27 protein-coding genes and 2 tRNA genes are annotated in these 25764 nt (G+C 57.5%); 8 read left to right on the forward strand and 21 right to left on the reverse strand.

Annotation, left to right across the window (positions count from 1 at the left end; genetic code table 11):
- Positions 1-99: 99 nt before the first annotated feature.
- The gene (locus tag AD949_RS12065) at positions 100-1644 is read right to left on the reverse strand and encodes an amino acid permease (protein ID WP_048836041.1); all 1545 of its coding nucleotides are present in this window, start codon (positions 1642-1644) and stop codon (positions 100-102) included.
- 100 nt (positions 1645-1744) lie between these two features.
- Positions 1745-2608, reverse strand: a complete 864-nt coding sequence (locus AD949_RS12070) for an undecaprenyl-diphosphate phosphatase (RefSeq protein ID WP_048836040.1) — start codon at positions 2606-2608, stop codon at positions 1745-1747.
- A 122-nt stretch (positions 2609-2730) separates the two neighbouring features.
- On the opposite strand from AD949_RS12070, the gene AD949_RS12075 reads away from it, so the two are divergent.
- Both AD949_RS12075 and AD949_RS12080 read left to right on the forward strand, forming a co-directional pair.
- Positions 2731-3189: an MlaD family protein gene (locus AD949_RS12075; RefSeq protein ID WP_048836039.1), complete on the forward strand. Its 459-nt coding sequence runs from the start codon at positions 2731-2733 to the stop codon at positions 3187-3189.
- 88 nt (positions 3190-3277) lie between these two features.
- Positions 3278-3352, forward strand: a tRNA-Met gene (locus AD949_RS12080).
- A gap of 238 nt (positions 3353-3590) precedes the next feature.
- Here the strand turns inward: AD949_RS12080 and AD949_RS13875 are convergent.
- Positions 3591-4028: a DUF4167 domain-containing protein gene (locus AD949_RS13875; RefSeq protein ID WP_082064738.1), complete on the reverse strand. Its 438-nt coding sequence runs from the start codon at positions 4026-4028 to the stop codon at positions 3591-3593.
- A gap of 254 nt (positions 4029-4282) precedes the next feature.
- Entirely contained in the window at positions 4283-5170 is an 888-nt protein-coding gene (gene prmC, locus AD949_RS12090) for a peptide chain release factor N(5)-glutamine methyltransferase (protein WP_048836037.1), read from the reverse strand.
- A 32-nt stretch (positions 5171-5202) separates the two neighbouring features.
- On the opposite strand from prmC, the gene AD949_RS12095 reads away from it, so the two are divergent.
- Positions 5203-5679 (forward strand): hypothetical protein, encoded by a 477-nt coding sequence (locus AD949_RS12095; RefSeq protein WP_048836036.1) that lies wholly within the window; start codon positions 5203-5205, stop codon positions 5677-5679.
- A 33-nt stretch (positions 5680-5712) separates the two neighbouring features.
- On the opposite strand, the gene prfA is transcribed toward AD949_RS12095, so the two are convergent.
- The 6 genes from prfA to AD949_RS12125 form a co-directional block, all read right to left on the reverse strand.
- Positions 5713-6771 (reverse strand): peptide chain release factor 1, encoded by a 1059-nt coding sequence (gene prfA / locus AD949_RS12100; protein ID WP_048836035.1) that lies wholly within the window; start codon positions 6769-6771, stop codon positions 5713-5715.
- On the reverse strand, positions 6768-8039 hold the full coding sequence (hisS, locus tag AD949_RS12105; protein ID WP_048836172.1) for a histidine--tRNA ligase: 1272 nt from the start codon (positions 8037-8039) through the stop codon (positions 6768-6770). The genes prfA and hisS overlap by 4 nt, the downstream gene beginning before the upstream one ends.
- Before the next feature lie 126 nt (positions 8040-8165).
- A complete protein-coding gene (gene ispG / locus AD949_RS12110) occupies positions 8166-9326 on the reverse strand; it encodes a flavodoxin-dependent (E)-4-hydroxy-3-methylbut-2-enyl-diphosphate synthase (protein WP_048836034.1) in 1161 nt (386 codons plus the stop codon).
- A gap of 131 nt (positions 9327-9457) precedes the next feature.
- Complete coding sequence (locus AD949_RS12115; RefSeq protein ID WP_048836033.1) at positions 9458-10897, reverse strand: helix-turn-helix domain-containing protein; 1440 nt, start codon at positions 10895-10897, stop codon at positions 9458-9460.
- Positions 10860-11945 (reverse strand): NAD(P)H-dependent flavin oxidoreductase, encoded by a 1086-nt coding sequence (locus AD949_RS12120; RefSeq protein ID WP_048836032.1) that lies wholly within the window; start codon positions 11943-11945, stop codon positions 10860-10862. The genes AD949_RS12115 and AD949_RS12120 overlap by 38 nt, the downstream gene beginning before the upstream one ends.
- Positions 11938-13191, reverse strand: coding sequence for an aspartate kinase (locus tag AD949_RS12125; RefSeq protein ID WP_048836031.1), 1254 nt, complete (start codon positions 13189-13191; stop codon positions 11938-11940). Before AD949_RS12125 ends, AD949_RS12120 begins: the two co-directional genes overlap by 8 nt.
- Before the next feature lie 119 nt (positions 13192-13310).
- Between AD949_RS12125 and ubiG the strand changes: the two genes are divergently transcribed.
- Positions 13311-14051, forward strand: coding sequence for a bifunctional 2-polyprenyl-6-hydroxyphenol methylase/3-demethylubiquinol 3-O-methyltransferase UbiG (gene ubiG, locus AD949_RS12130; protein ID WP_048836030.1), 741 nt, complete (start codon positions 13311-13313; stop codon positions 14049-14051).
- Here the strand turns inward: ubiG and AD949_RS12135 are convergent.
- The 5 genes from AD949_RS12135 to AD949_RS12155 form a co-directional block, all read right to left on the reverse strand.
- Entirely contained in the window at positions 14038-15315 is a 1278-nt protein-coding gene (locus AD949_RS12135) for a lactonase family protein (RefSeq protein ID WP_048836029.1), read from the reverse strand. The two genes, ubiG and AD949_RS12135, sit on opposite strands and share 14 nt — an antisense overlap.
- A 26-nt stretch (positions 15316-15341) precedes the next feature.
- Positions 15342-15812, reverse strand: a complete 471-nt coding sequence (locus AD949_RS12140; protein ID WP_244463379.1) for a DUF2147 domain-containing protein — start codon at positions 15810-15812, stop codon at positions 15342-15344.
- 95 nt (positions 15813-15907) lie between these two features.
- The gene (locus AD949_RS12145) at positions 15908-16348 is read right to left on the reverse strand and encodes a DUF1178 family protein (protein ID WP_048836028.1); all 441 of its coding nucleotides are present in this window, start codon (positions 16346-16348) and stop codon (positions 15908-15910) included.
- A 17-nt stretch (positions 16349-16365) separates the two neighbouring features.
- A complete protein-coding gene (gene grxC, locus AD949_RS12150) occupies positions 16366-16629 on the reverse strand; it encodes a glutaredoxin 3 (protein WP_048836027.1) in 264 nt (87 codons plus the stop codon).
- 82 nt (positions 16630-16711) lie between these two features.
- The gene (locus AD949_RS12155; RefSeq protein ID WP_048836026.1) at positions 16712-17497 is read right to left on the reverse strand and encodes a ComF family protein; all 786 of its coding nucleotides are present in this window, start codon (positions 17495-17497) and stop codon (positions 16712-16714) included.
- Positions 17498-17575: 78 nt separating this feature from the next.
- On the opposite strand from AD949_RS12155, the gene AD949_RS12160 reads away from it, so the two are divergent.
- Complete coding sequence (locus tag AD949_RS12160; protein WP_048836025.1) at positions 17576-18472, forward strand: methyltransferase domain-containing protein; 897 nt, start codon at positions 17576-17578, stop codon at positions 18470-18472.
- A 9-nt stretch (positions 18473-18481) separates the two neighbouring features.
- Here the strand turns inward: AD949_RS12160 and moaA are convergent, their stop codons facing one another.
- The 4 genes from moaA to AD949_RS12180 all read right to left on the reverse strand — a co-directional run bounded on the left by moaA (position 18482) and on the right by AD949_RS12180 (position 22347).
- On the reverse strand, positions 18482-19498 hold the full coding sequence (gene moaA / locus AD949_RS12165) for a GTP 3',8-cyclase MoaA (RefSeq protein WP_048836024.1): 1017 nt from the start codon (positions 19496-19498) through the stop codon (positions 18482-18484).
- A 158-nt stretch (positions 19499-19656) separates the two neighbouring features.
- Positions 19657-21066, reverse strand: a complete 1410-nt coding sequence (gene pgmG / locus AD949_RS12170) for a phosphoglucomutase/phosphomannomutase PgmG (RefSeq protein ID WP_048836023.1) — start codon at positions 21064-21066, stop codon at positions 19657-19659.
- Positions 21066-21950, reverse strand: a complete 885-nt coding sequence (gene galU / locus AD949_RS12175) for a UTP--glucose-1-phosphate uridylyltransferase GalU (protein ID WP_048836022.1) — start codon at positions 21948-21950, stop codon at positions 21066-21068. The genes pgmG and galU overlap by 1 nt, the downstream gene beginning before the upstream one ends.
- A 310-nt stretch (positions 21951-22260) precedes the next feature.
- A tRNA-Leu gene (locus tag AD949_RS12180) sits at positions 22261-22347 on the reverse strand.
- 73 nt (positions 22348-22420) lie between these two features.
- On the opposite strand from AD949_RS12180, the gene lipB reads away from it, so the two are divergent.
- Positions 22421-23110, forward strand: coding sequence for a lipoyl(octanoyl) transferase LipB (lipB, locus tag AD949_RS12185; RefSeq protein ID WP_048836021.1), 690 nt, complete (start codon positions 22421-22423; stop codon positions 23108-23110).
- Here the strand turns inward: lipB and AD949_RS12190 are convergent.
- Positions 23088-23648 (reverse strand): hypothetical protein, encoded by a 561-nt coding sequence (locus AD949_RS12190; RefSeq protein WP_096430260.1) that lies wholly within the window; start codon positions 23646-23648, stop codon positions 23088-23090. The two genes, lipB and AD949_RS12190, sit on opposite strands and share 23 nt — an antisense overlap.
- Positions 23649-23656: 8 nt before the next feature.
- Positions 23657-23992, reverse strand: a complete 336-nt coding sequence (locus AD949_RS12195; protein WP_048836019.1) for a BolA family protein — start codon at positions 23990-23992, stop codon at positions 23657-23659.
- A gap of 47 nt (positions 23993-24039) precedes the next feature.
- On the opposite strand from AD949_RS12195, the gene AD949_RS12200 reads away from it, so the two are divergent.
- Both AD949_RS12200 and AD949_RS12205 read left to right on the forward strand, forming a co-directional pair.
- Positions 24040-24648: a DnaJ domain-containing protein gene (locus tag AD949_RS12200; RefSeq protein WP_082064737.1), complete on the forward strand. Its 609-nt coding sequence runs from the start codon at positions 24040-24042 to the stop codon at positions 24646-24648.
- Positions 24649-24749: 101 nt separating this feature from the next.
- Positions 24750-25748: an AAA family ATPase gene (locus AD949_RS12205; RefSeq protein ID WP_048836018.1), complete on the forward strand. Its 999-nt coding sequence runs from the start codon at positions 24750-24752 to the stop codon at positions 25746-25748.
- Positions 25749-25764: the final 16 nt, after the last annotated feature.

Raw genomic sequence — 25764 nt, forward strand, 5'->3', positions numbered from 1 at the left:
GCTTTACACGACGCTTCACCTGAAGCGCCAATCCCGGACCGTCGGAACAGCCCTATCACTCTCACTGTCAGGCTAGAGAGGACAAACCAGAGAGGCCGCTCAGACCACCCCTTCGCGCTCTGCCTGTTCCAGCCCAAGGCGGGAATGTTTACGGCCATAAAACCGATAGCTGACCCAGCCGCAAAAACAGTAAACAGCCAGCAGGGTCGCGGGCACCGGATCACCGGAAAAGAGTGCAAAAATCATATCAATAAACAGGGGGGCCGCCATGATCAGGCAGAACAGGATGCCCATCAGCGGCACATAGCCAATCCACATCCCTTTTACGGTAAAACCACCTCCCGGCACGCTGAAAGCGCGTGGAGATTCCGGCGCGGTGTTGCGGATCCAGATGACCGTAAAGCAGACAATCCCAAACGCGGTGGCCGTGCCGAGGCTGACCAGATCACTGATGATATCAATCGGCAGCGTGGCCGTCGCAATGGCCACCACCACACCCAGCAGAATGGTGCCAATCCATGGTGTGCAAAAACGCGGGTGCAATGTGCAGAACAGAGGCATCAATAGGCCATCTTCCGCCATCGCAAAAAAAATACGGCTTTGGGCATAGAGCAGCCCGAACAGCACAGAACACAGACCGATGACAGCGCCAATCTTAACAAAAAAGGCCAGCCATGGCTGATGCATGGCATTAACAGCCACGGCCAGAGGGTCTCCCACATCCAGCAGCCGCCACGGCACGACACCAATCAGCACAGCGGCCACAATCATATAAACCGCCGTGCAGATCAGAAGAGACAGTACAATCCCGACCGGAATATCACGCCGGGGGTTTCGTGCTTCTGAAGAGGCTGTTGAAACCGCCTCAAATCCCACATAGGCAAAGAAAATAATGGACGCCGCCCGGAAAATACCCGGAATACCGTATCGAAACCCACCCTCATGCGGAGGGATAAAAGGCGTCCAGTAAGCCGGATGAATCTGCCACAGGCCCAGCGCCACAAACACAGCCAGAACGCCTACTTTCAGGAAGACAATCGCCGTATTGATCCGCAGGGATTCCTTGACCCCGAAAATCAGAAGAACCGTGACAACAAGGATGGAAAACGCGCCGACCAGATCCAGTTGACTACCACTGGAAATATGCCGCCCGGCGCTATCAAAAATCACCCGCAGGGTTGTTGTTGTCAGCCCATGTGGGATCTGAATCCCGAAATCCTGAAGGAGACTGACGGCATAGCCTGAAAAACCCGCAGCAACCCCCGCGCAGGAAATGCCGTATTCCAGCAACAGAAGCCAGCCAACAGCCCACGCATAGGCTTCACCCATAGACACATAGGCGTAGGTATAGGCCGAGCCTGAAACCGGCATGGCTGAAGCCAGTTCACCATAGGATAACGCCGTAAACAGGCAGGCCAGCCCGGCCACAATAAAGGACAGCAGAATAGACGGTCCGGCATAATTGGCGGCCGCCGTGCCGGTCATGACGTAAATGCCCGCCCCGATGGTGGACCCAACCCCCAGCATGGTCAGTTGCACAGGCCCCAGCGTTCTCTTCAGCCTTTGAGCACCATTTTCCTGCTCAATTCTCTCAAGTGATTTGCGACGAGACCGCCCTGTATCCGGGCAGGATGAAAACCCCATGAGAGCCTGTGTAACCTCCAACCAAAAACCGGGCCTGATAATCCAGCCCGGTCTGCCAGCATAGTATTAAGCCCGCGCCTGCACAGCGTAAGCGTTTTGTTTACGAAGAGAAATGAAAAATTACAGTCGAGATGGCACCCGCAGCTATACAATAATAGGCGAAGGGAGAAAGCGCCCATCTGTCATGATCGCGGAAATAGCGCATGAGGAACGCGGTGCTGGCCAGTGCCGTAATGCCGGACACAACGGCGGCAATCATGGCCAGATGCATCTGAGCCGGATCAAACGGTTCGGACCGCAGCTTGAAGGCCTCACGGACAGTGGCGGCGAGAATAACAGGTTCAGCCATCAGAAAGGAAAAGCGTGCGGCCGTATCGTGCCGCAGGCCACGCAGCAAACCCGCGCAGATCGTGGCGCCCGAACGCGAAAAGCCCGGAAAGAACGCAATACATTGGAAGAGACCGATAACGACCGCATCCTTGTACGTCATGTCCGCCACATTACGCACATCTGCATGATGTGAATCTGTGTGCCGGGAAACGCCCCGTAATTTTTCGGCCAGCAGCAGCATCAAACCATTTAGAAACAGGAAAATAGCCGCAGTGGAGGCCGAGCCAAACAGGCTACGCAGCATATGCTCAAACAGCAGACCGATAATAACGGCGGGAATGGTCGCGACAACCAGAAGGCTGAGGATATGCAGACTCTGCATTTGCAGGCTTCTGCCCTCTCCCCCTAGTGCGCCTTTGGCCAGCGCCATCCAGTCTTTCCAGAAAAAAATCAGCAACGCGACGGACGTGCCAAGATGCAGCATGACCAGAAATGGCAGAAAAGCTGGCGCATGCTGGTCAAAAGACCAGTGCAGCAGCGCTGGCAGAATGACGGCATGCCCCAGACTACTGACTGGAAAAAGCTCCGTCGCGCCCTGAAGAAGCGCAATGATCATCGCCTGAAAGAAAGACATCCGCTACAAACCCTGATCTGGCCGTCTTAAAGAAAAGAAGGTTGTCCTTGCACCATGTGCGTACGTGCTGCAAGCATTGATGGAGTCAGGCGCAACGCGCCACAGCAGGAGAAACGGACATTATGACGGGACGTGGCCGCGCAGGCGCCAGCATCTTTAGCGGTGCAGTATTGGCTGGCACTCTGGCCTTCGCGCTTTATGCCCGCGCCACCCAGATTGTGCCGGGACAGGACCAGTATGACCTTTCCGCGCGCTTCGTTTCCGCCAACGGGTTGAAGCATGGCGCGGATGTAGACCTTGGCGGCGTGTTGGTCGGGCGCGTTTCTTCCATCACGCTGGACCCAGTCTCCCAGATGGCCATTGTCCGTTTCCGGCTGAATGCTGAACTCAAGCTGCCGGAAGACAGCGTTCTGACCATTGGCAGCAGTACCCTCTCATCCGACAACGCCTTGCAGATCGAGCCGGGCACATCCCATACGCCTGTCAAACCCGGCACCATGATGACGCATACAGTGGAACCCTCCAGTCTGGAACAGCAGGTAAGCAATTACATTTTTGGTGGTGGGAATCTCGACCAATAAGACGGGTGGCACAATTTTTGTAATAAATTCAGGCAACATGTCTTGACGGGGTCTACCTCCCGATAGTAGATCACCTCCACCGAACGATGGCGGCGTAGCTCAGCGGTAGAGCAGGGGAATCATAATCCCTTGGTCGGCGGTTCAAATCCGTCCGCCGCTACCATCTTTCCTTAAAAATCAGGTTATTAGCCTTTGACTGTTTCACAGCTAAGGTAAACTGATTTTAAAGGGTTCGGTCTTTCCCCCTTTATAGAGTGCAGCCAACGGCCGACGCAGCGCCTCTGCTAAACAGGCAGACACAGGTGTTGCCACTCCATGCAACCCAAATAGCATGGAAGACATCGCGCCCTGCCCTTCCGCTTGCAAAAGCATCGGGGCAAAACACGGACTGTTTTTCTCAGTTATTCAGAAAATTCTGGCTGAGGCTCGGAATCATGCTGCGGCTGCGGCATCTCGTCCTGATCGTGATGGCCTTCGTTCGTGTCATCAGCGGAGTTCATGTGTCCACGGCTGGAATGACGGACCGCCTGACGTTCCGCACGCTCCTGCTGGCTCTGCTGAGCAGCCTGCGCCATGGCGTTCATGATGCGGAAATAATGTTCGGCATGTTGAAAATAGGCTTCCGCCGCAACACGATCACCCGCACCCGTCGCGTCCCGACCATGCTGGAGATATTTTTCAAAAAGCTGCTGAGCCGTCCCGCGCACACGGACATCGGGGCCGTGGCTGTCAAAAACGTGATTCCGGTTCATCGGGATCTGACCGTTCAGATGCCGGGAAGGACCACCACTCCCACCGCTGGAGCGATGATTTCTGGTTCGCATCCGTTTTACATTCATGAGCTATCGCAGCACTTTCCTGTTCATGGCTTTCCGCATGAAGAAACAGTCCAAGACTAGTGTGTTAAGACGCGTTTCCTGACTGAAGGCCGAATTGTCTTTCGGAACGGGCTTAATCCAGCGCAGAGGAAACCGCTGCTGAGTGAAAAGCCCCATGGCTTGTCCGGGTAGCGGCTAAAAATAAGACCATCGCTACCAAAAGGATAAGCTATGACTATGTTATCAACCAGACGCCCTAAAGCCAACCAGTTTTTTTATGCGCCCGTTTCACGACAGACCCGCAAAACCGCGGCTCTGGGCACATCCCCAAAATCTGAGCGAATTTCCACCACATCGAGCCCGGCTTTAACCGCCACGGCGCGCAGATCATCCCCCTGCCCGACACCGATTTCAAAAATCGCCACGCCACCGGGAGCCAGCAGATGGGGCATACGGGCACAGAGCACACGATACGCCTCCATACCATCCGCCCCGCCATCCAGTGCCGCCACAGGCTCATGCACCCTTACTTCCGGCATCAAAGCCGCAAGATCCGCTGTGGGAATATAAGGCGGATTACTCAGCACCACATCAAACCGCTGGCCATGGAGGGCGTTATCCCACACTCCGGCCATGAACATAGCCCGGTCCGCCAGACCACAACGCACAGCGTTCTCCTGCGCCAACACCGCCGCAGCAGGATTGATATCAACGCCTATCCCCCATGCCTGCGGATATTCCGCGAGAGCCGCTAGTAGCAAACAACCGGTGCCTGTGCCCAGATCGAGCATGGCTTTGCGGCTTTGTGTATCCGGGCAATAGTCCAGCAGGCAGGATAGCAACGTCTCACTATCTCCACGGGGCACCAGCGTTGCGGGAGAAACCGCCAGATCCAACGTCCAGAAGCCCTGACTGCCCGTAATAAAGGCCATCGGTTCCCGCGCGGCCCGCCGGGCCAGATACGTCAGAAAAGGCTGTTCGGGCACAAGATCACGCGGAGAGCGGGAGAGCATCTGCTCGGGTGTCAGCCCCAGCGCATAAGTGAGCAAAAGGCGCGCTTCCCGCCGTGGGCCTTCAATGCCCGCTTCCGCCAAATGCCGTGTGCCCAATGCCAGCAGAGAGTCTAGCGGCTGGCAGGTCTGGTCGTTTTCTGCTCTAGTCACAAGAGAATTTTCCTGTCAGCGGTTCGGGTTCCATGACGCATTTTTTCAGCCTTGCCCCCATCTCCCGCACGGCCTTAGCGGTTTGTCTGGCGCTTGTCACAGCGCCCCTAGCAGCAGTACCCGCGCTGGCTGACGAATTTACCGTAACAGACGGCAAGGCTAGCTCGGAAATCTCAGAAGTCTCCCGCCTTTATATTGATGGCACACTTGCCGCCACCATTCGGCTGGATGACCAGAAACAGGAAAAGACAGTCCGGGTCACCACGCCAACAGGACGCCTTAAACACACCTATACGTTGTGCGGTGAAATTACGATCCGCACGCCCGAAGGCCGCGTGGAAACGCATGAGGTCAATAGTGACGGCACCCTGCACAACCCTGACCGCCACCATTTTTACGCTTTAGGGTCAGACAACTTTACAGAATTTTTTCTGCAAGACCCGGATGACCCGGATGCGGCCGAGCACCACCCCGGCCAATCCAACGTCTGCGCCACGCCGGTCAGTTAAAAACCCTGCTCAGCTAAATAGCCTGCACAGGCGTTACAGACCTTCTGCTGCAAGCAAGGCCGCCTGCTCTTCCTGTGTCAGCGCATCTACAAACTCGTCAATCTCACCCAGCATGATGCGATCAATTTTGTAGAGCGTCAGGTTAACACGATGGTCCGTCACGCGCCCCTGCGGAAAATTATAGGTGCGGATGCGCTCGGACCTGTCCCCCGTGCCAACCTGAGAGCGCCTGTCCGCCGCGCGGGATTCATGCGCCTGCGCCCGCTGCTGCTCATACAGCCGCGCCCGCAGGATCTTCATGGCCTTGGCCTTGTTCTTGTGCTGGCTTTTTTCTTCCTGCATGGCCACCACAATGCCGCTGGGCATGTGGGTAATGCGCACGGCACTTTCCGTTTTGTTCACATGCTGTCCACCCGCGCCGGAGGCGCGATAGACGTCAATGCGCAAATCGGTTTCATCAATAGTGACATCCACCTCTTCCGCTTCCGGCAGCACGGCCACCGTGACGGTTGACGTATGGATCCGGCCCTGACTTTCCGTAGCAGGCACACGCTGGACGCGATGCACCCCGGATTCATATTTCAGGCGGGCAAATACGCCTTTGCCAGCAATTTCCGCAATGCCGCAGCGCAGGCCGCCCAGTTCGCTTTCATCATAATCCATGACAGAAAAACGCCAGCCGCGCAGGTCCGCATAACGGCGATACAGATCAAACAGTTCTGACGCGAACAGAGCCGCCTCATCCCCGCCTGCCGCAGGCCGGACTTCCAGAATGGCGCTGCGCTCATCCGCCGCATCACGCGGAAGCATGGCGAGGCGTACGTCCTGCCGCAGGTGAGGGAGCGCCTCACGCAAGTCCGCCAGTTCGGCCTCGGCCAGTTCCTTCATTTCAGGATCAGCCAGCAGAGCTTCTGCCTGACGTGCGTCCTGCTCCGCCGTCCGCAACGCGTTAATACGGGACACAACGGGTTCTATCTCCCCGTATTCCCGAGAGGCCTTTGTAAAGGCCTCCCCACTCACACCACTTGCCAGCAGGGCTTCCAACTCCAGCGCCCGGCTAACAATGATGTCCAGCCGTTCATCCAAAGTCATTGCGCGGCAGACTCACCTGCTTTTGCAAACACGCTGGCGGCGTTGGAAAATAGCGTCTCACGCGAGACCTCTGCCTCTTCACCCGTTGCCATATTTTTCACACGGAAGCTGCCGCGCGCCAGTTCATCATCCCCAAGGAACAGAACATGGCTCGCGTTTTGCTTCCCTGCCCGCTCCATCCGCTTGCGCAGAGAGCCCCGATAACCAATTTCCACGCGCACACCCTGCTGACGCAGCGTTTGCAGAATAGCCAGCACAGCATTTTCATCCGGCGTCCCTACCGGCACGATAACAACCGACTGCGGCGCGGCAGGCGTTGCTTCAAGCAGCATGGCGAGACGCTCGATCCCGGCAGCCCAGCCAATGGACGGCACTTCCGGACCACCCATCTGCTGCACAAGCCCATCATACCGGCCACCCGCCAACACGGTGCCCTGAGAGCCAAGGCGGCGTGTCACGAACTCGAAGGTCGTGTGGTTGTAATAGTCCAGCCCCCGGACGATGCTCGGATTGACCTTATAGGCAATTCCGAACCCATCCAGCGTCCGCCGCAGACCATCCCAGAAGGCACGTGCGTCCGGCGTTAGAAACTCTTCCATCATCGGCGCATCGGCCACCAAAACACGATCCCCCGCGTCCTTGCTGTCCAGAATACGCAGCGGATTTTTTTCCAGACGGGTCAGACTATCTTCGGAAAGCTTGTCCTTATGCCCGGAGAAATACGCGACCAGAGCCGCACGCCAAGCGTCACGGCTGGCGGTATCACCCAACGTATTCAGTTCCAGTGTGACATCATCCGCCACGCCAAGGGCTGTCAGAAGCTGGTGCGCCAGAGCAATGGCCTCAGCGTCGGCCAGCGGTTCCGCCGCACCCATCAATTCGGCCCCAATCTGATGGAACTGGCGATACCGCCCCTTCTGCGGGCGCTCATACCGGAACATCGGCCCGGCATAAAAAACCTTCTGGGGCAGAGACTGGGTCAGACCGTTGGTGACCAGCGCGCGGCAGATGGCCGCCGTGCCTTCCGGCCGCAGGGTCAGGCTTTCGCCGTCCCGGTCATTGAAGGAATACATTTCCTTGGATACCACGTCCGACGTATCGCCCAGAGAGCGAGAGAAGACGCGGGTTTCTTCAAAAATCGGGGTCGCCCATTCATCAAACCCATACAGGCCAGCAATATGGCGGGCCACAGACACCACATGAGCATGGCGGCGCTGCTGCTCCCCAATAAGGTCGTGCGTTCCTCTTACGGGCTGAATGCTGCTCACGAATGACTCCCGACGCGACACCCGTACAGCCCACAAGCCGCCGGATGCCCTGTCCTGCTCAGTAATAAAAAGAAAAACCCTGCATGGCGCGCAGCAGCCCGAAGGCAACCCGCGCGCCGTCAGACCTTATTTTGCGGAAGACATTTCCGGCAGTTCCGGCACAATACCTTCAGCCTTTTCCTTGACTTCTTCCGCCTGAATGGCGGCCACGCGGGCTTCCACCAGTTCCACAACATGCTCGATCATGTCCGCGCCCGGAACGGTATGGTCCTGCTTGCCTGCGGAATAGACCATATGACGGCCAGAGCCACCGCCGGTCACACCCAGATCGGTCATCAGTGCTTCACCCGGTCCATTCACCACGCAGCCGATGATGGAGAGGGTCAATGGTGTTTTGATATGTGCCAGACGATCTTCCAGCGTCTGCACCGTCTCGACCACATTAAAGCCCTGACGCGCACAGGAAGGGCAGGAAATGATCTTCACGCCACGGTGGCGCAGGCCGAGAGATTTCAGAATATCCCAGCCAACCAGCACTTCTTCTTCCGGAGCAGCGGACAGAGACACACGCATGGTATCCCCCACACCGGCCCACAGCAGATTGCCCAGACCAATGGAGGATTTCACGGTGCCAGCACGCTTGCTGCCAGCTTCCGTAATGCCGATATGCAGCGGATAGTCACACGCATCAGCCAGTTGCTGATAGGCGGCAACGGCCATGAACACGTCAGACGCTTTCACGCTGATCTTGAATTCACGGAAGTCATGATCTTCCAGAATTTTAGCGTGTTCCAGAGCACTTTCCACCAGCGCTTCGGGGTTGGGCTCACCGTATTTTTCCAGCAGGTGCTTTTCCAGAGACCCGGCATTCACACCAATACGGATGGAACAGCCATAGTCCTTGGCGGCCTGAACAACCTCACGCACGCGCTCAGGGCTGCCAATATTACCGGGGTTGATACGCAGGCAGGCCGCACCAGCTTTGGCGGCTTCAATCGCGCGTTTATAATGGAAGTGAATATCGGCCACGATGGGCACATTCACTTCCCGCACGATTTCTTCCAGCGCCTTTGTGCTTTCCTCATCCGGGCAGGACACGCGCACGATATCCACGCCGGCCAGTTCCGCGCGGCGGATCTGTTCGATCGTGGCCTGCGCGTCAGTGGTCAGAGTGTTGGTCATGGTCTGGACGGAAATCGGCGCATCCCCACCGACGGCTACCTTGCCGACATGGATTTTCCGTGATTTCCGACGCTCGATGTGCTGGTAAGGCCGGTAGCCACTCATGTTAGATCCTTTTGTCGAGACGACAGTTGTCAGGCAAACCGCGTTCCGCCGCGCGCCTGCCCTATTACGTTTGATGCCTTCCTGCCAAAATCAACGCGCATTGGCTACATGAAAGCACGAAAAACAGCCTTTCAGTGCCCGGTTATCCCCTGAAGCTGACGAGCATTCAGATCATCCGCACTGGATTCGGCCTTTTTCTGGGGTTTTGGCCGGGGGCGCGGCTTTGGCCTTACAGCAGCAGGCGCATCTGCTGACGGAGCCTCTCCCTGAGGCTGCCCCGCTAAACCGGGAAGAGGCGTAGCCTCCCCCGCTCCACCAACACCGGCGGACGATTTTTCTACCGATGAAGAGGGGGCTGTGAGTCCTTTTGCACCTGACGCAGCACCCTCTGAACCGCTCACGCCCGCCGATGGAGCCCCAGCCTGCGTGCCCGTCCCCAGAGAACCATCCGTGATGGCCTCAGGCGTCAGCACCAGCTTCCTTCGCACGGCACCCTTGCGCCCCAGCGGCTGAGTGGTGACAGAACCGGCGCTCAGCACAATGCCTCCCGCATTCCCGACTGTCAGGCTATACGGACCGCCCTCTGTCGGCACGGACCACTGGTCATCCACCTGCATGATGTGATCATACGCGACCTTACCGCTGGCGTCCTTCACCTGCACCCAACTGGGTGCGATGGCCTTCATGATTATCTGGTTATCTGGCTGATGACCCGGCACTCCCTGCGCGGCAACGGCGGGCGGCTCCGCCACAGGCTGAGTCGTGCTTGCCTGCGTAGTGCTTCCGCCCTCGGTGACGCTGGCTCCATCAGCAACAGTGCCCGCCGCTGGCGCACCGCTATTCTGCAAGTCAGAAGAAGGCTTTGAGAAATCCGGATTTTGGGCTGTCAGATCCGAAGGGGACTGCGCATCGCCCGGTATCTGCGCAGGCTTTACCGCGGCATCATGCGATGCGGCAGATGCCGCTCCGTGATCTGCTGCCTTGGGAGACGGCACAGCATCAGGGCCGGGAAGAATGGAGGCCACCTGCGGAGAGGGAGCGTTTTTTGTCTGTGCGTCTGGAATAATGGCCGCCACAGGCGGGACACGCTCAGGTGTTGGTGGCGCGTGCCCGATAAAATGATACCACCCGACGTAGCTGGCAAGAATGACAGCGAGCCCGAGAGACACACTCACACCGGGGGGAATGCGCCGGTCCGGAACTGGTGCGGGGAATGTCAGGTCCGGCTTCCCCCCGCCACCTTTACCTTCCCGCTTATACCGTAGCACCAGTGTTGAAGCATCAAACCCAAGAGCCGCCCCATACGTACGCAGGAAGCCCAACGCATAGGCCTCTGCGGGGAAGACACCTGCCCGCCCGCTCTCCAGCGCTTCCAGATAAGACTCCCGGATACGCAGCCATGCCGCGACATCCGCCAAAGACCAACCAAGCTGCTCCCGCCGCACACGCAACGCCGCCCCCACCCCGAGGCTTTCCACATCAGGTAAAGGAAGCGTGAAAACAGGAATTTCCTGCTCTGGAACAGAACCGGTTTCAGCCATTGCAATCCATGCGCCGCTGCTGGCGGACAAGTGCCGTAACAGCCTGCTCAACAAGGTCAGAAATAATTTCAGCCACCGGCTGAACGGCCTTCACCATACCAACAGATTGCCCGGCCATGACAGACCCGTTTTCAATATCCCCATCAATCACAGCGCGCCGCAAAGCACCAGCCCAGAAATGTTCGATATCAAGCTGGGCTTCCTCGCGCGTCAGCTCACCACTCTGGAAGCGGTTAATCACTTCTGCCTGATGCGCAATAAAGCGGCGGCTGCCCTCATTCACCAGCCCCCGCACGGGGATAACTGGGAAACGCTCGTCCAACTGGATGGATGTAATGGCATCTCGCGCGTTGGAGCGCACAAACGCGTTCTTGAATTTTTCATGGGCGATGCTTTCCGTCGCCGCGGCAAACCGTGTTCCAAGCTGACCACCGGAGGCCCCCAGTTCCAGATAGGACAGCAGCGCATCGCCACGCCCCAGACCACCCGCGACAAACACAGGAACCTGATCAATATGCGGCAGGATTTCCTGCGCAAGCACCGTCAGGGAAACCGGGCCAACATGACCACCGGCCTCAGCACCTTCGATCACCAGCGCATCAACACCCATCTTGATCAGCCGTTTGGCCAGCACCAGAGCCGGAGCAAAGGCAACCACCTTGGCACCTCCGTCCTTAGCCGCCTTGATGGCCGCACCCGGTGGAATACCCCCTGCCAGAACGATATGCCCCACACCCGCCTGCAAACAGACATCCACCAACTCATTGAGTTGCGGATGCATGGTGATAAGGTTGACACCAAACGGGCGGTCCGTCAGCGCACGGGTGGCTGCAATTTCTTCCGCCAGCCTTTCCGGCTGCATGGCCCCGCAGGCAATCACGCCAAAGCCGCCAGCGTTGGATATGGCCGAGACCAGAGTCCGCTCACTCACCCAAGACATCGCACCGCCAAGAATGGCGTAGTCCGTGCCCAGAAAGTCCGTGCCGCGCTTGCACAGATGGTCAAAGCGCTTTCTGGCGCGGGCTCTCTCGGCGTCCGTTGGGGGTGCATTCAGGTCAGAGGGGACAAGTTCAGACATTATCCAGTCCATATGCTGTGTGCAGGGCGCGCACGGCCAGTTCTGCATACTCGGCAGACAGCAGGACGGACACTTTGATCTCGCTGGTAGAAATCACCTGAATATTGATAGACCGCTCAGACAACGTACGGAACATGGTGGCGGCCACTCCGGCGTGGGACCGCATACCAGTCCCCACCACACTGATTTTTACCACATCGGCGTCTGTTGCCAGTTCTTCATACTGCACCGCATCGCGCACGGATTCCAGTGTGCTGATGGCACGGGGCAGATCGGTCTTGGTGGTAGTGAATGTCATGTTCGTTGTGCCGTCAGCGCCCGTGCTCTGCACAATCATGTCCACATTGACATTGGCTTCGCTCAGCGGGCCGAAAATCGCCGCGGCAATGCCCGGACGATCAGGAATACGCCTGACCGAAAGCTTCGCTTCATCACGGGAATACGCAATGCCGGTTACCAGTTTCTTTTCCACGATTTCGTCCTCATCCACCACAAGAGAGCCGGGCAATTCACCTTCAACCAGCGCCGGACCATCCACAAAGCTTGATAGTACCTGAACACGCACCTGCTCACGCATGGCAAGGCCCACGCTGCGCGTCTGCAACACTTTGGCCCCTACGGAGGCGAGTTCCAGCATTTCCTCGTAGGTGATTTTTTCAAGTTTGCGCGCTTTGGCCACAATGCGCGGGTCTGTCGTGTAAATCCCGTCCACATCGGTATAAATATCACAGCGGTCCGCCTTGATGGCAGCGGCAAGCGCTACGGCAGAGGTATCAGAGCCTCCACGCCCCAGCGTTGTCACACGGCCATCCGGCCCCACACCCTGAAAGCCCGCAACAACCGGCACCGTGCCCTCGGCCATGCAGCCCAGCAGGCGTTCCCCGTCAATCGTATCCAGACTGGCCTTGCCATGGACCGAGTCGGTCCGAATAGGCACCTGCCAGCCCGCAAAGGAGCGTGAGGATACGCCCAGCTTTTGCAGCGCGATGGCAAGGAGGCCGCTTGTCACCTGCTCACCCGTGGCAACAATGGAATCATATTCCCGCGCGTCATGCAGGTCAGAGAGACTATCACAAAAGCCGACAAGTTTGTTGGTTTCCCCGGCCATTGCCGAGACAACCACCAGCACATCACAGCCAGCGTCCTTCTGTTTTTTGACACGTTCGGCAACGGCCTTAATACGCTCAATATCCCCCACGGATGTTCCACCGAACTTCATGACGATCCGAGGGACGGAACCGGGCATAACTTTTTTCTCCACCAGACGCGCTGCAAATGGTTGCGAAGCTTCACAAGGCGCGTCACATACCCTTCCCGGCCCCCTCTCGTCCAGCGGGGGAGATTAGCAGGAAAGGAATTTGTTCCATGCATCCCTCCAGCCGAGACGCTGCTTCTTCCGTTTCCCCTGAAGAAATTGCCCGCTTCAGCGCGTTGGCCAGCCAGTGGTGGGACCCAACTGGCCCCATGCGCCCGCTGCATGCCATGAACGCCCTGCGCATTGAATGGGCTTGCCGCCACTTCCCCATGCGCGGCCGCACCACGCGCCATGTGCGGGTGCTGGACATTGGCTGTGGGGCTGGTCTTGCCAGCGAGGCTTTAGCCAAAGCGGGACATGACGTGCTGGGCCTTGATGCATCCGCCGATGGCATTTCCGCAGCCCGCGCCCATCTGGACGCGCACCCTCTGCTCGCAGGGTCTGGAACACTGGATTACCGGGTTGGCAGCGCTGAAGAACTGGTTGCGGAGAAGGCAAAATTTGATGCCGTTGTTGCCTTAGAAATTATTGAGCATGTTACTGATCCTGAAGCATTTATGAAAATGCTTTCCGATCTGGTCGAACCGAGCGGCATGGTCATTGTCTCCACCATGAACCGCACCCTGCGGTCACTGGCCGTGGGCAAGATTGGGGCGGAATATGTGCTCCGTCTGCTTCCTATTGGCACGCATGAATGGCGGAAGTTTCTCACCCCGGCGGAACTGGGCCGGTTTGGGCGGGAGGCCAATCTCCGTATTGAAGCGATAGCAGGCATGACCCCGTCTCTCTCAGGATGGAAAAAGAGCCGGGATCTAAGCGTGAATTACATCGCCGCCTTCAGGAAGGGATAGCGTCTTCCGGGCGTCTGGCGAGCGTTATGAATTCAAAGCATGTGGGACTTCCAGTCGGCGTGAAGTCCCATGTGAAACTGATCTTGCCAGTTGTCTTATCCACGCGGAATGACGTGATGGAGTCACTCCTCTGGTTTGCAACATAGAGGTAGCTGCCAGACGGGTCGAACATCAGTGACCGGCCATAATCGGCATGTGTCCAGATTTCATCCACCAGCGTCAGACTTCCATCTGTTTCAACCTGAAAGACCGCCAGCGAGTCCCCCAGCCGGTTGGACACATACAGAAAATGCTCATCTGGAGAGAGCACAATCCCGGCGGCAAGGGTACTGCCACGGAAATGGGCTGTCACGGTACTGACTGTCTGCTGGGGGGATATCTTGCCTGTCTGCGGGTCAAAATCCGCCACCACGACTTTGGAATCCTGCTCACACAACAGATAAAGCTTTTTGCCACCAGCCCCGAAAACAAAGTGCCGGGGGGCGGAACCGGGCGTCATGGTTGTAAACGGAACGGCCGCGGGTGAGAGCTTGCCTGTCGTCAGATTGATGGTCCAGACATAGACCCGGTCCAGCCCAGCATCCATCACCAGCACAAACCGACCGCTCGGATCTGTTTTGATCATATGCGGATGCGCGGAAGAATGGTCACTCACGGCAAAGTTACCGGACGGATTATCGGCGGCGCGGTCCGGCATCCGGGGGCCAGAATTATGAATGAGGTCCGTTATGCGCCCAAGAGAGCCATCCGCATGCACATGGATAATGCCAATGGTGCCGCCGGTATAATTGGCCACCATGACGTACCGGCCAGAAGGATGAACACTCAGGTGCGCGGGGTCAGCCCCGCCTGACGCGACGGTGTTCAGCTTTTTCAGGCCCCCCGTTGCCTGATCAACCAGAAACGCCGTGACCGAACCGCTATGCGCGGTATCAAAATCATTGATCTCACTGACAGCATAGAGAAAACGGTGGTCCGGTGAGAGCGTGATGTAGGACGGGCTGGCGATATCGGTAAAGGTTGTCAGATGCGTCAGAAGGCCGGTTTTCTGATCCATCTCAAAGACACTAATCCCTTCTCCATTCCCACCGGGCGGCCCGTGCTTGGTATAGCCGCCAACGTAACAGAGTGTTCTGTGCGCAGGCTTATCATCCTGAGAGGGGGCTTTTGCTGTATCATCGGCTGCCTTTGCTGGCAGCGAGACAGTCAAGGCACCTGCAAAACTACCCAGACCAAAAATACGTCGGGAAAAGGAGTGTGTCATCCTGTAATCGCCTTGTTCTTTTTATTTCAGGGCATTTTGCAGACAGGCCCTAATGTTCCTTCATAACGCGTCCATGTCTGTGTTTCACCAAAAAGTGGCAATCCTATATAGCCTCTCAACTTCAGCACATTTTTTTCGGGAGACCATATCTGCGCCTGATAGACATTCCCGCTATCCGGATCGAGAATTTTGCCATTCCAGCGTTTGTCATCGTCGGATGAGCGCCGAAAGCCGGTGAGCATCTGAATGCCGCATTCAGACCGCCCTTTGTGGTCTTTGGGAACATCGTTTCCCTGATAGCTCAACCCAACGAGTTGGCCGCACACCGTATCACCACACATGCCAATTTTAAAAACACCGTCATGCCCTTGGCTGAGCCAATAGCCCATAAAGACGCTCTCCGGCGCTTCCGCACGCGCCTGAACCGGCGCCAGCAGTGCGGCGCTGAGCAGAAACGCGCTGAGGGACGCCATCATCCCTGCGTTTTTGAGAGTCACGCTGCTCTTCCCCCTTATCCGACACACCATCATGACGATGTTGTGGGCAGAACCCCGCTGCAGGTCATGCCACGATACCGCCAGCCCTTCAACACTCACCCATCCGCTCGGCGCACCCACGGAATAGTCAGAGTCGTCACGCCTTCTTCCGCCAGCATGGCCCGATCTTCTTCCGAAGCCTGACCATAAATCCCGCGTTCTGGCGCTTCCTTATGATGGATACGCAGGGCTTCTTCCGCAAAGCGACTACCCATATTGTCACACCCGGCCTCAACGGCCTGCCGGATTTTCTGGAGAGCCGCGAGCATCTGGTCTGGCAAAACCGCTCCTGCGGGTTTCTCCGCCACGGTTTCTGCCTGTGCAGTGCGGGATTGTCTGGCGATAGCCGGGGCCATGAGGGCCTGCTGCACGTCTGCGTTACCGCATTCCGGGCAGGAGAGAAGGCCTCCCGCCTGCAACTGCGCAAATGTCGCACTGTCACGGTACCAGCCCTCAAACTCATGACCCGTGCGGCATCGCAAACGATAGCAGATCATCCTCCCATCTTTCTCCGTCAGCCTGCCAGACCCAAGGCGGCATCCAACTGCCCCTGCCGCTCCAGACGCATCAGATCATCACAGCCACCCAGAGGCCTCCCGTCCACAAAGGTCTGCGGCACGGTTGTGCTCCCGCCGGAGCGTTCAGTCGCCTGCTCGCGCTCCGGGGTGCCGCGCGGCGCATTGATTTCCTTAAACGCCACGTTTTTGCACTCCAGAAGACGCACTGCGCGAATGCAGTACGGGCAACCGGGCTGCGTATAAATTTCTATTGCGGGCATTCTGCCGTTTCCTCATTCTCATACTGGTCGCATAAACTGACCCTGTGCCGTGCAGGCTGGGCCGGACACCGAGCACCTCTGCTTAGACATTCGTTTCCATGACTGGAAAATCAAGATCAACTTCTTTTTGCGCGGGCACACGCCCCGCAACCAGCAAACTGACCGATGCCGCCCCGGCCTCTAGCAAAACCTGCGTGCAGACCGATGCCGTGGCCCCGGTTGTCAGAACATCATCCACCAGCACAACAGACCGACCTGTAATCAAACGCGCACGGCGGGGATGCAGCGTGATGGCATTGACCATTTCAGCTTTCCGCTCCTGCGGCGAAAAACTGGCAAGACGGGATGTGGCCTTTCTCCGCACCAAGGCATCTGGCACGCAGCCCACACCCACTCTCCGGGCCACGGCTCCAGCCAGAATGGCGGCCTGATTATAACGCCGCCCAAGCAGACGCCAACGATGCACCGGCACAGGCACCAGAACCACATCCGGTGCTAGAATATCCCGCCCCGCCTGCACCATGCGGTTTGCCAGAAAACGGGCGTTCTCAAGCCTGTCCGCATATTTCAGATGCAGGATGAGGTCTCGCCCTGCCTGATCATACAAAAACGCCGCACGTGCATGCGCCCACACTGGATGATGGCGCTCGCAAGCCGGACATAATCCCGCAGACCCGATATAGGCCTCTGCCACTTGTGGCGTTGCGCAGGCATCACAACAGGGCGGCACCATAGTGTGCAAACGCCCGAAGCAGTCTGCACACAGCAGACCGGCCTGCGCCACGTCCGCGTGACATAACAGGCAGGTGGGCGGAAACAGACCATCCAGCGCCGCGCGTCCTATCCTGCGAGCACGACCCCACCGCATCACAAAGCCTCGTATCGTGCAGATTTCCAGTACCTGCACCCTTGGCAAGACACACGGAAACGCGCAGATTTCACCATTATGGATGCCCCCGTCATTTTTGACCGCAAGGCTGTCAAAGCACATAGAAACCGCGCCGCCAGACTGCAAAGTTCGGTCATGCCCATTCTCGACGCTGCTGCGGATATTCTGCTGGACCGGCTGAGCGACGTCACCCGCCAATTTACCCACGCTCTGGATATAGGGGGGCGCGGGGTCATGGCGGAACGTCTGACGGCACAGGATATTTCTGTCATCTCGTCAGACCTCTCGCCCTCCATGGCCGCCTGTGCGTCAGGCGTGGCGCTCTGCGCAGATGAAGAGGCACTTCCGTTTGCCCCCCACAGCTTTGACCTGATTACCGCAAACCTGTCCCTACACTGGATCAACGACCTCCCCGGCGCGCTGACCCAAGTCCGCCAGTGCCTAAAGCCGGATGGCCTGTTTCTGGCCAGCATGCCTATCCTGCCTACCCTGCGCCCACTCCGGCAGGCTCTGGACGATGCGGAACTCGCGCTGAGCGACGGAATTTCCCCCCGCGTATCACCCCTGCCAACACAACAAAGCTGCGCGCATCTGCTCCAGCGCGCCGGTTTTGCCCTGCCGGTTGTGGATACAGAAAAGCTGGATTTGCGGTACCGCTCGCTTATGGCGCTGTTGCAGGATTTACGGGCCGCGGGAGAGACGAATGCTCTCGCACTCCGCAGCCGCACAATACCACCGCGCCTTCTTTTTCCCGCCGCAGCGGCTGAAATAAATCCGGACGGCGCAGAGTCATTCGCCATGCCTTTGCATATGGCTATCCTGACGGCATGGGCTCCAGCCCCCACGCAGCAGCAACCCTTAAAACCCGGCGCATTCACGCATAGTCTGGAGGCTGCCCTGACAGACACACCGCCTGCATCCTCTGCAACATCGTCTGGCAACACCCTCCGATAGCAACCCGGCTTAACCGCCTGTCACACTCATATGGCGGACGGGACCAGCTACCTCTCCGGGTTTTGAGCCGAGCATGAAGTCATGCGCCAGTGGCTTGCGGTCAATGGCGGCCTGTATGCCCGCCAGAATAGCAGCGTCATCCCCGCCAGACCGCAGAATGGCGCGTAAATCCACGCCGTCTTCATGCCCGAGGCAGGTATAAAGCTGCCCCGTGCAGGACAGACGCACACGGTTACAGGTTGCGCAGAAATTGTGGCTCATGGGGGTAATAAACCCGATCCGCTGCCCCGTTTCCGCAACGCGCATATAGCGGGCTGGCCCCCCTGTACGGTCCGCCAGCGGCTCCAGCGTCCAGCGGCGCGCAAGATCAGCCTTCACGTTTGACAAAGGCAGATATCGCGCCGTCCGGTCTTCACCCGTATCTCCCATCGGCATGGTTTCAATCAGACACAGATCCGCGCTTATTTCACCACACCATGCGAGCATGGCGTCAAACTCATCCTCATTCACGCCCGCCATGGCGACGGCATTGACCCGCACCGCAAGCCCAACCTCACGCGCCGCGCGAATACCCTCCAGCGTGGCCGACAGCTTTCCGCGTCGGGTAATGCGGGTAAAACGTGCATCATCCAGCGTATCCAGACTGACATTGACGCGCCGCACTCCGGCCTGAAACAGAGTCTGCGCATAAAGAGCCAGCCTGCTACCATTGGTTGTGAGTGTCAGTTCTTCCAGCGTACCCTGCTGTTCAGGATGGTGCAGCCATTGGCCCAGTTCTTCAAAAAACGGGCCAATATCACGCCGCACCAGCGGCTCACCACCGGTAATCCGCAGCCGCTTGACACCATGTTTTACAAACACCTGACACAGCCGGAGCAGTTCTTCAAAATCAAGAACATCCGCGCGCGGCAGAAAAGTCATGCGTTCGGACATGCAGTATGTACACCGCATGTCACACCGATCTGTGACGGAAACACGAAGATAAGAGATGCGGCGCCCCGCAGGGTCCACTAAACCGGACAACATAGGTCCTCTATATAGTCGTAGGAAAACATTTTGTCGAAGCCCAAAGTGGTCATGCAATCGGGAAACTTCAAGCCGGTGCGCGTTTCCGCTCGGGGTTGCACAACGAACCACTTACCGCGCGCACTCACCCTGCCCGCTCCCTCAGTGTTCAGCAAGCGTTAGTGACCAGCGTTGTTCCCGGAGAAATCTGGCGCTGAAAGCCCTGACTGCGCCAGTTGCGTGACTACGGCCTGCTTTAGTCGGTCCAAAGCCGCCTCGTCTGGTCCCTCAGCCCGCACCACCAGCACAGCCTGCGTATTGGAGGCACGGAGAAGCCACCAGCCATCAGGCGTGTTGACGCGCACACCGTCAATTTCAGAAACATCCGCCCCTGCTTTCCGTAGGCGGGCGGCAACTTCCTCAATCACGTTAAACTTGCGCGTATCATCGCAGTCAAAACGCACTTCCGGCGTTGAAACCGTGCGCGGCAACGCTTCTCTTAGGGCAGAAAGCGGTTTGTCCTGACGAGAGAGAATGCCCAACAGCCTGACAGCGGCGTACAAGGCATCATCAAACCCGTACCATTTATCAGCAAAGAAAATATGGCCGGACATTTCCCCGGCGAGCGGCGAGCCTGTTTCCGCCATTTTTGTTTTGATAAGAGAATGCCCGGTTCGCCACATCAACGGCTTGCCACCGGCCCCCTTCACTTCATCAAACAAAACCTGACTGGCTTTGACATCCGCAATAATCGTAGCACCCGGATGGGTTTTTAGAACATCACGCGCCAGCAGGATCAGAATCTGGTCTCCCCAGAGAATTTCTCCCTGATCATCCACCACGCCAATGCGGTCTGCATCACCATCAAACGCCAGACCGATATCAGCTTTTTGGCGGCGCACTTCCGTTATGAGTTGCTCAAGATTTTTCGCAACCGTCGGGTCCGGATGATGTGCCGGGAAATGGCCATCAATCGCACCATTCAGAACCGTATGCTCACCCGGCAATCCGGCCACCAGTTTTTGCAGGACGTCACCCGCGGCACTGTTGCCGCTATCCCAGACAACTTTCAGCGGCCTGCTGCCGCCATCCCAATCCCGCAACAGCCTGCGCACATAGTCTGTCCGCAAATCCAGCGCACGCACAGCACCCTGTTCCGCCGGAACAACATCCCCAGTGCTGGCAAGCACACCCAGTTCCTGAATCTGCGGACCGAAAAAAGGCTTTCCGGCCAGCATCATCTTGAAACCATTATAATCTGCCGGATTATGGCTCCCCGTCACCATCACTGCCCCATCGGCCTGCATGGTGACCGAGGCAAAATACAGCATGGGGGTCGGGCCGCACCCGACCCGCACAACGGTCAACCCGCAGGCAACCAGACCTTGAACCAACGCCTCTTCCATAGATGGAGAAGACAAGCGGCCATCATAGCCGGTTACAACCGTCTTGCCGCCACGACGCCTGACAACACTGCCAAAGGCACGACCGATGGCAAAGGCATCTTCTATCGTAAGCGTTTTCCCGACAATCCCGCGAATATCATATTCGCGGAGACTGGTCGGGTTGAACGTGTGGGTGAACCTCATCAAATCTGAGAGGTATATTTCTTCAGAAACGCTCTCACGTCGTCAGCAAGGTCAGGCCGTTCGAGAGAGAATGCAATCTGCGCTTCAAGGAAACCGATCTTGTTTCCACAGTCAAAACGCTCGCCTTCATAGCGCAGACCATGGAACGGCACATGCCCAATGGTTTTGGCCATGGCGTCCGTCAACTGCACTTCACCACCAGCACCTTTTTCAAGCTTGGCCAGATGTTCCATGACATCTGCGGTCAGCACGTAACGGCCAATAATGGACAGGTTGGACGGTGCATCTTCCGGCTTGGGCTTTTCAACAAGGCCCTTCACTTCCACAAGACGGCCATCATCCTTGCCAATGTCCAGAATACCGTAACGGTTGGTATGTTCACGCGGCACTTCCGTAACCGCCACAACATTTCCGCCAGTCTGGTTATAGGCGTCCACCAACTGCTTGACGCAGGAGGTGCCGGATTTCACGATATCGTCGGGCAGCAGAATGGCAAACGGGTCATCCCCGATAAAGCTGCGGGCACACCAGATGGCATGACCCAGACCGAGCGGTTCCTGCTGACGCACAGCAACCAGAGCCCCTGCTTCAATGGAGCTGGGCTCCAGAGCCTTCAGCGTATCCAGCTTGTTGCGTTCACGCAGGGTCGCTTCAAGTTCATACGCAATATCAAAATAATCGATCAGAGAATCTTTGCCACGCCCTGTGATCAGGCAGAATTCTTCAATTCCGGCTTCACGCGCTTCATCAATGGCGTACTGAATCAGAGGCCGGTCAACGACTGTCAGCATTTCCTTCGGCATGGCCTTGGTCGCCGGAAGGAAGCGTGTACCTAGCCCTGCAACCGGCAGGACTGCTTTACGTAAAGGCTTGGGCTTGGACACGAATACGACACCTTAAAAATAAGTTATAAACAAAGTGACCTCTGTGGCACGTAATCGCGGGAAGCCCCTTTCGTCAAATCAATCCTGCCCCCCATCAAAACTGAGAGCGCTTACACGAAAGCGCGCAGGATTCGTCTGACCGATACAGCAACAAAGCTCAGGGGTCTCTTAAACCGGGAAAGCTGGGCCTGAATATGGCCAAACGAGCCAGATTGCTGCTCTAATCTGTTAAAAATTTAATATTTTGAGAAAAAACAGCTCTCACAGAAATCAGAAGGATTTCAAACTGATTTTTGTGAGAGCTGAAAAATGGTGCGGTCGAGAAGACTCGAACTTCCACGGGGTATTCCCCCACAAGCACCTCAAGCTTGCGCGTCTACCATTCCGCCACGACCGCACGTGACAACCAGCATCTGAAAGGCGATACCGTTTGGTGAGAAGCCCTATAACCGAAGCGAGAACACGCGGCAATGACCAATGGATGTTTTTTATGGGAAATAAGCAAAAAGCCCGTTCCCTACCCTGCCGCACTGACACGGATGCAAACTTTGGCGCGGGACATCCGCGCTGATGAGGCAAAGGAACGGGTCTGGCTGCTGGAACATCCCCCCCTTTTTACGGCAGGCACCTCCGCCAAAGAGGAAGACCTCTTCAACCCGCATAACTACCCGACCTTTGAGGCTGGGCGGGGTGGGCAATGGACCTATCACGGGCCGGGGCAGCGAATCGCTTACGTCATGATGGACCTGCATAATCCGCATGGGGAAGTTCGTGCGCGGGATGTGCGATCTTACGTTCACGGGCTTGAAGAATGGGTCATTCGCACCCTCGCGACATTCGGGCTGAAAGGGGAATGTCGTGACGGGCGCGTAGGTGTGTGGGTGATAGACCCCGCAACCGGGCTGGAAGAAAAAATTGCCGCCATCGGGGTCCGCGTCTCACGCTGGGTAAGCTGGCACGGGGTCTCCATCAACTTGAATCCCCGCATGTCGGATTTTGACGGCATTGTGCCCTGCGGCATCCGTGAGTTTGGCGTTACCAGTTTTGAAAAGTTGGGGCTGAATGTCACGATGCCGCAGCTTGATGCCGCACTTGCAGAAAACTGGCGGACTGTTTTTGGCAGCACGCCGTCCGCGCTCATGCCTCTCCAAGACGAATAAACAGGGTCCGCTGCCGTTCATCCAGAATGCGAATTTCGTAGAGGTCTAGAACGCCGCCTGCATCCCGGAAAATCAGTGTCACCAGCCCTTGTGACGGATTTTCCGTGCGGGTGAGCGAAATCTGCAAAATCCCCGGCGGTTTTTGAATATCCGTCACCGTGACGGGGCCGGACAGTGTGATGGGATTTCCCATCAGCACACCCAGCGGATTATGGGCCAGCCCCATGCGTGTTTCAGAACCTGTCTGACTGTCCTTGAACACGGCGTGCGCACCGGACGCCTCAAGGTCCATTTTATGCGGCACGCTGTAGTTAAGGTGCAGGTAGCCAGCGTGATACGTCAGCAGCCCTCCGCCTGTCGCCCCGTTCGGCCATGTCTGCGTAAACGGCACATTCTCGAGTTTTGCGGCCCGCAGCCATGCTTCTACCCGCGCCGTATCACTGGCCTGTGGTGCGGTGCGCCCTCCCTGCCCGGTGGCGCACGCAGCCAGAAAAGCCGGAGCCAGCACCATCACTGTGCGGCGGCTCAAGCCAGACATCTTTTGACTCATGCAAGAGCGCTTTCTTCTTCCGGCGTGCGGAGTGTCAAAGCAAGGGCATGCAAACCGCTGCCAAATTCGTAGCACAACGCATCATGCACCATGCGGGACCGGTTGACCCGGCTCACGCCCGCAAACACATGGCTGACAAGATGCACGCGAAAATGCGTCTCCGTCGCTCCGGCTTCCGGGCCACGCGGCTTGGTCACATGGTGCGCATGGCGGCTGCTTTCATCCAGAATGTCAAGCCGCGCGGGTTCAAAGGCGGCCGTCAGAGTCTCCCGCACCCGACGGGCACGGAGGCCATCTGCCTCAGTCGTGGAAGCTGAATTGCGTTGCGTCATCCTACGTTCCCTCTTGCACTGAACACACCAGCACGCACATAACCCTCATGATGAAGCGAAGGAATACCCGTCACCGGGCGTTCGATCCGGACCCGGATGCGCCCCAGCGCTGCTGTGACATGCCTAATTGTGAAAAGCCGGCAGGCTACCGTGCCCCCCGCTCACGCGAGACTCTTAACCAGTATTACTGGTTCTGCCTCGAGCATGTGCGGGAGTATAACGCACGGTGGGATTACTACAAAGGGATGTCACCCGGCCAGATAGAAGCGCATTTGCGTGCCGATATCGCATGGGATCGGCCGTCCTGGGCGTTTGGCCAGAGTGCAAAGCCGGGCAAGCAGACGTTTCAGGAAGAAGACGTGCTCGACCCGCTTGATATTCTGGGCCAGAACCGCCGCTCCCGCGCGGAACGTGTTAAAAACCGTGGGCGGCCTGAAACGCCCGACGCGCTGCGTGAACCGCTGGCAACACTCGGCCTGCCATGGCCCGTCACGCTGGAAGATGCAAAAGCGCGTTACCGCTCTCTAGCCCGCAAGCACCACCCGGATGCCAATAATGGTGATAAGCGCTCGGAAGAGCGCCTGAAAAGCATCAATGTTGCGTTCACGGTCGTCAGGGCACATCTTACATCACGGGACCTCGAAAAAGCGGGGTGACCATGCCATGCTGCCAGCGTTATGACGGGGCAGCCCGGACACACCCTACACTGTGTCTGCCTGCTTTGATCGGAATGCTCCACCTACCAGACGGATAAAGAATGACTGATTCTGCCAGCCTGAGCCCTACAGGCGCTCTTCCCCCGATTTCAGCTCTTTCTGCGCCTGATCTTCAGGTTTCTGTGCGCGAGGTGTTTGGGCTCTATTCTGACATGATGGTTCCGGCCTTCTCCATCCGCACGGAGCATGTGCCCGAAATTGATACCGCCTATCTGTTTGACCATGACACCACGCTGGCCATTCTGGCAGGCTTCGCCTTCAACCGCCGCGTGATGGTGCAGGGCTTCCACGGAACCGGCAAATCCTCCCATATCGAACAGATTTCCGCCCGACTGAACTGGCCGTGTGTGCGCATCAATCTGGATAGCCATGTCTCCCGTATCGATCTGATCGGCAAGGATGCCATTGTGGTGCGGGACGGCCAGCAGATTACAGAATTTCAGGAAGGCCTACTGCCGTGGTGCCTCCAGCACCCCTGCGCTCTGGTGTTTGATGAATATGACGCAGGCCGCCCGGATGTGATGTTCGTCATCCAGCGCGTGCTGGAAGTGGAAGGTCAGTTGACCCTGCTTGATCAGAACCGCGTGATCAAACCGCATCCGTGGTTCCGCCTGTTTGCCACCGCCAACACCATCGGGCTGGGGGATACGACCGGCTTGTATCACGGCACGCAGCAGATCAATCAGGGCCAGATGGACCGCTGGAACATCGTCACCTCCCTGAACTATCTGCCCCATGCGCAGGAAGTGGGCATCGTCATGTCCCGCATGGGTATCAGCCCGGATGACAGAGAAGCCCGCCGCACGATTGAAAGCATGGTCGCCCTCGCGGAACTGACACGCGCAGGCTTTATGGCGGGAGACCTTTCCACCGTCATGTCCCCGCGCTCTGTTATTGCGTGGGCTGAAAACGAGAAAATTTTCAAGGACACGGCTTTTGCCTTCCGCGTCACCTTCCTCAACAAGTGTGATGAAGCGGAACGCGGCATGGTGGCGGAGTATTATCAGCGCTGCTTCAATAAAAGCCCCTTGCCCCGATAAGGGTGCCTCAAGCACG

Origin of the sequence: Acetobacter orleanensis, assembly GCF_001581005.1 — a bacterium.
GTDB classification, from domain to species: Bacteria; Pseudomonadota; Alphaproteobacteria; order Acetobacterales; family Acetobacteraceae; genus Acetobacter; species Acetobacter orleanensis.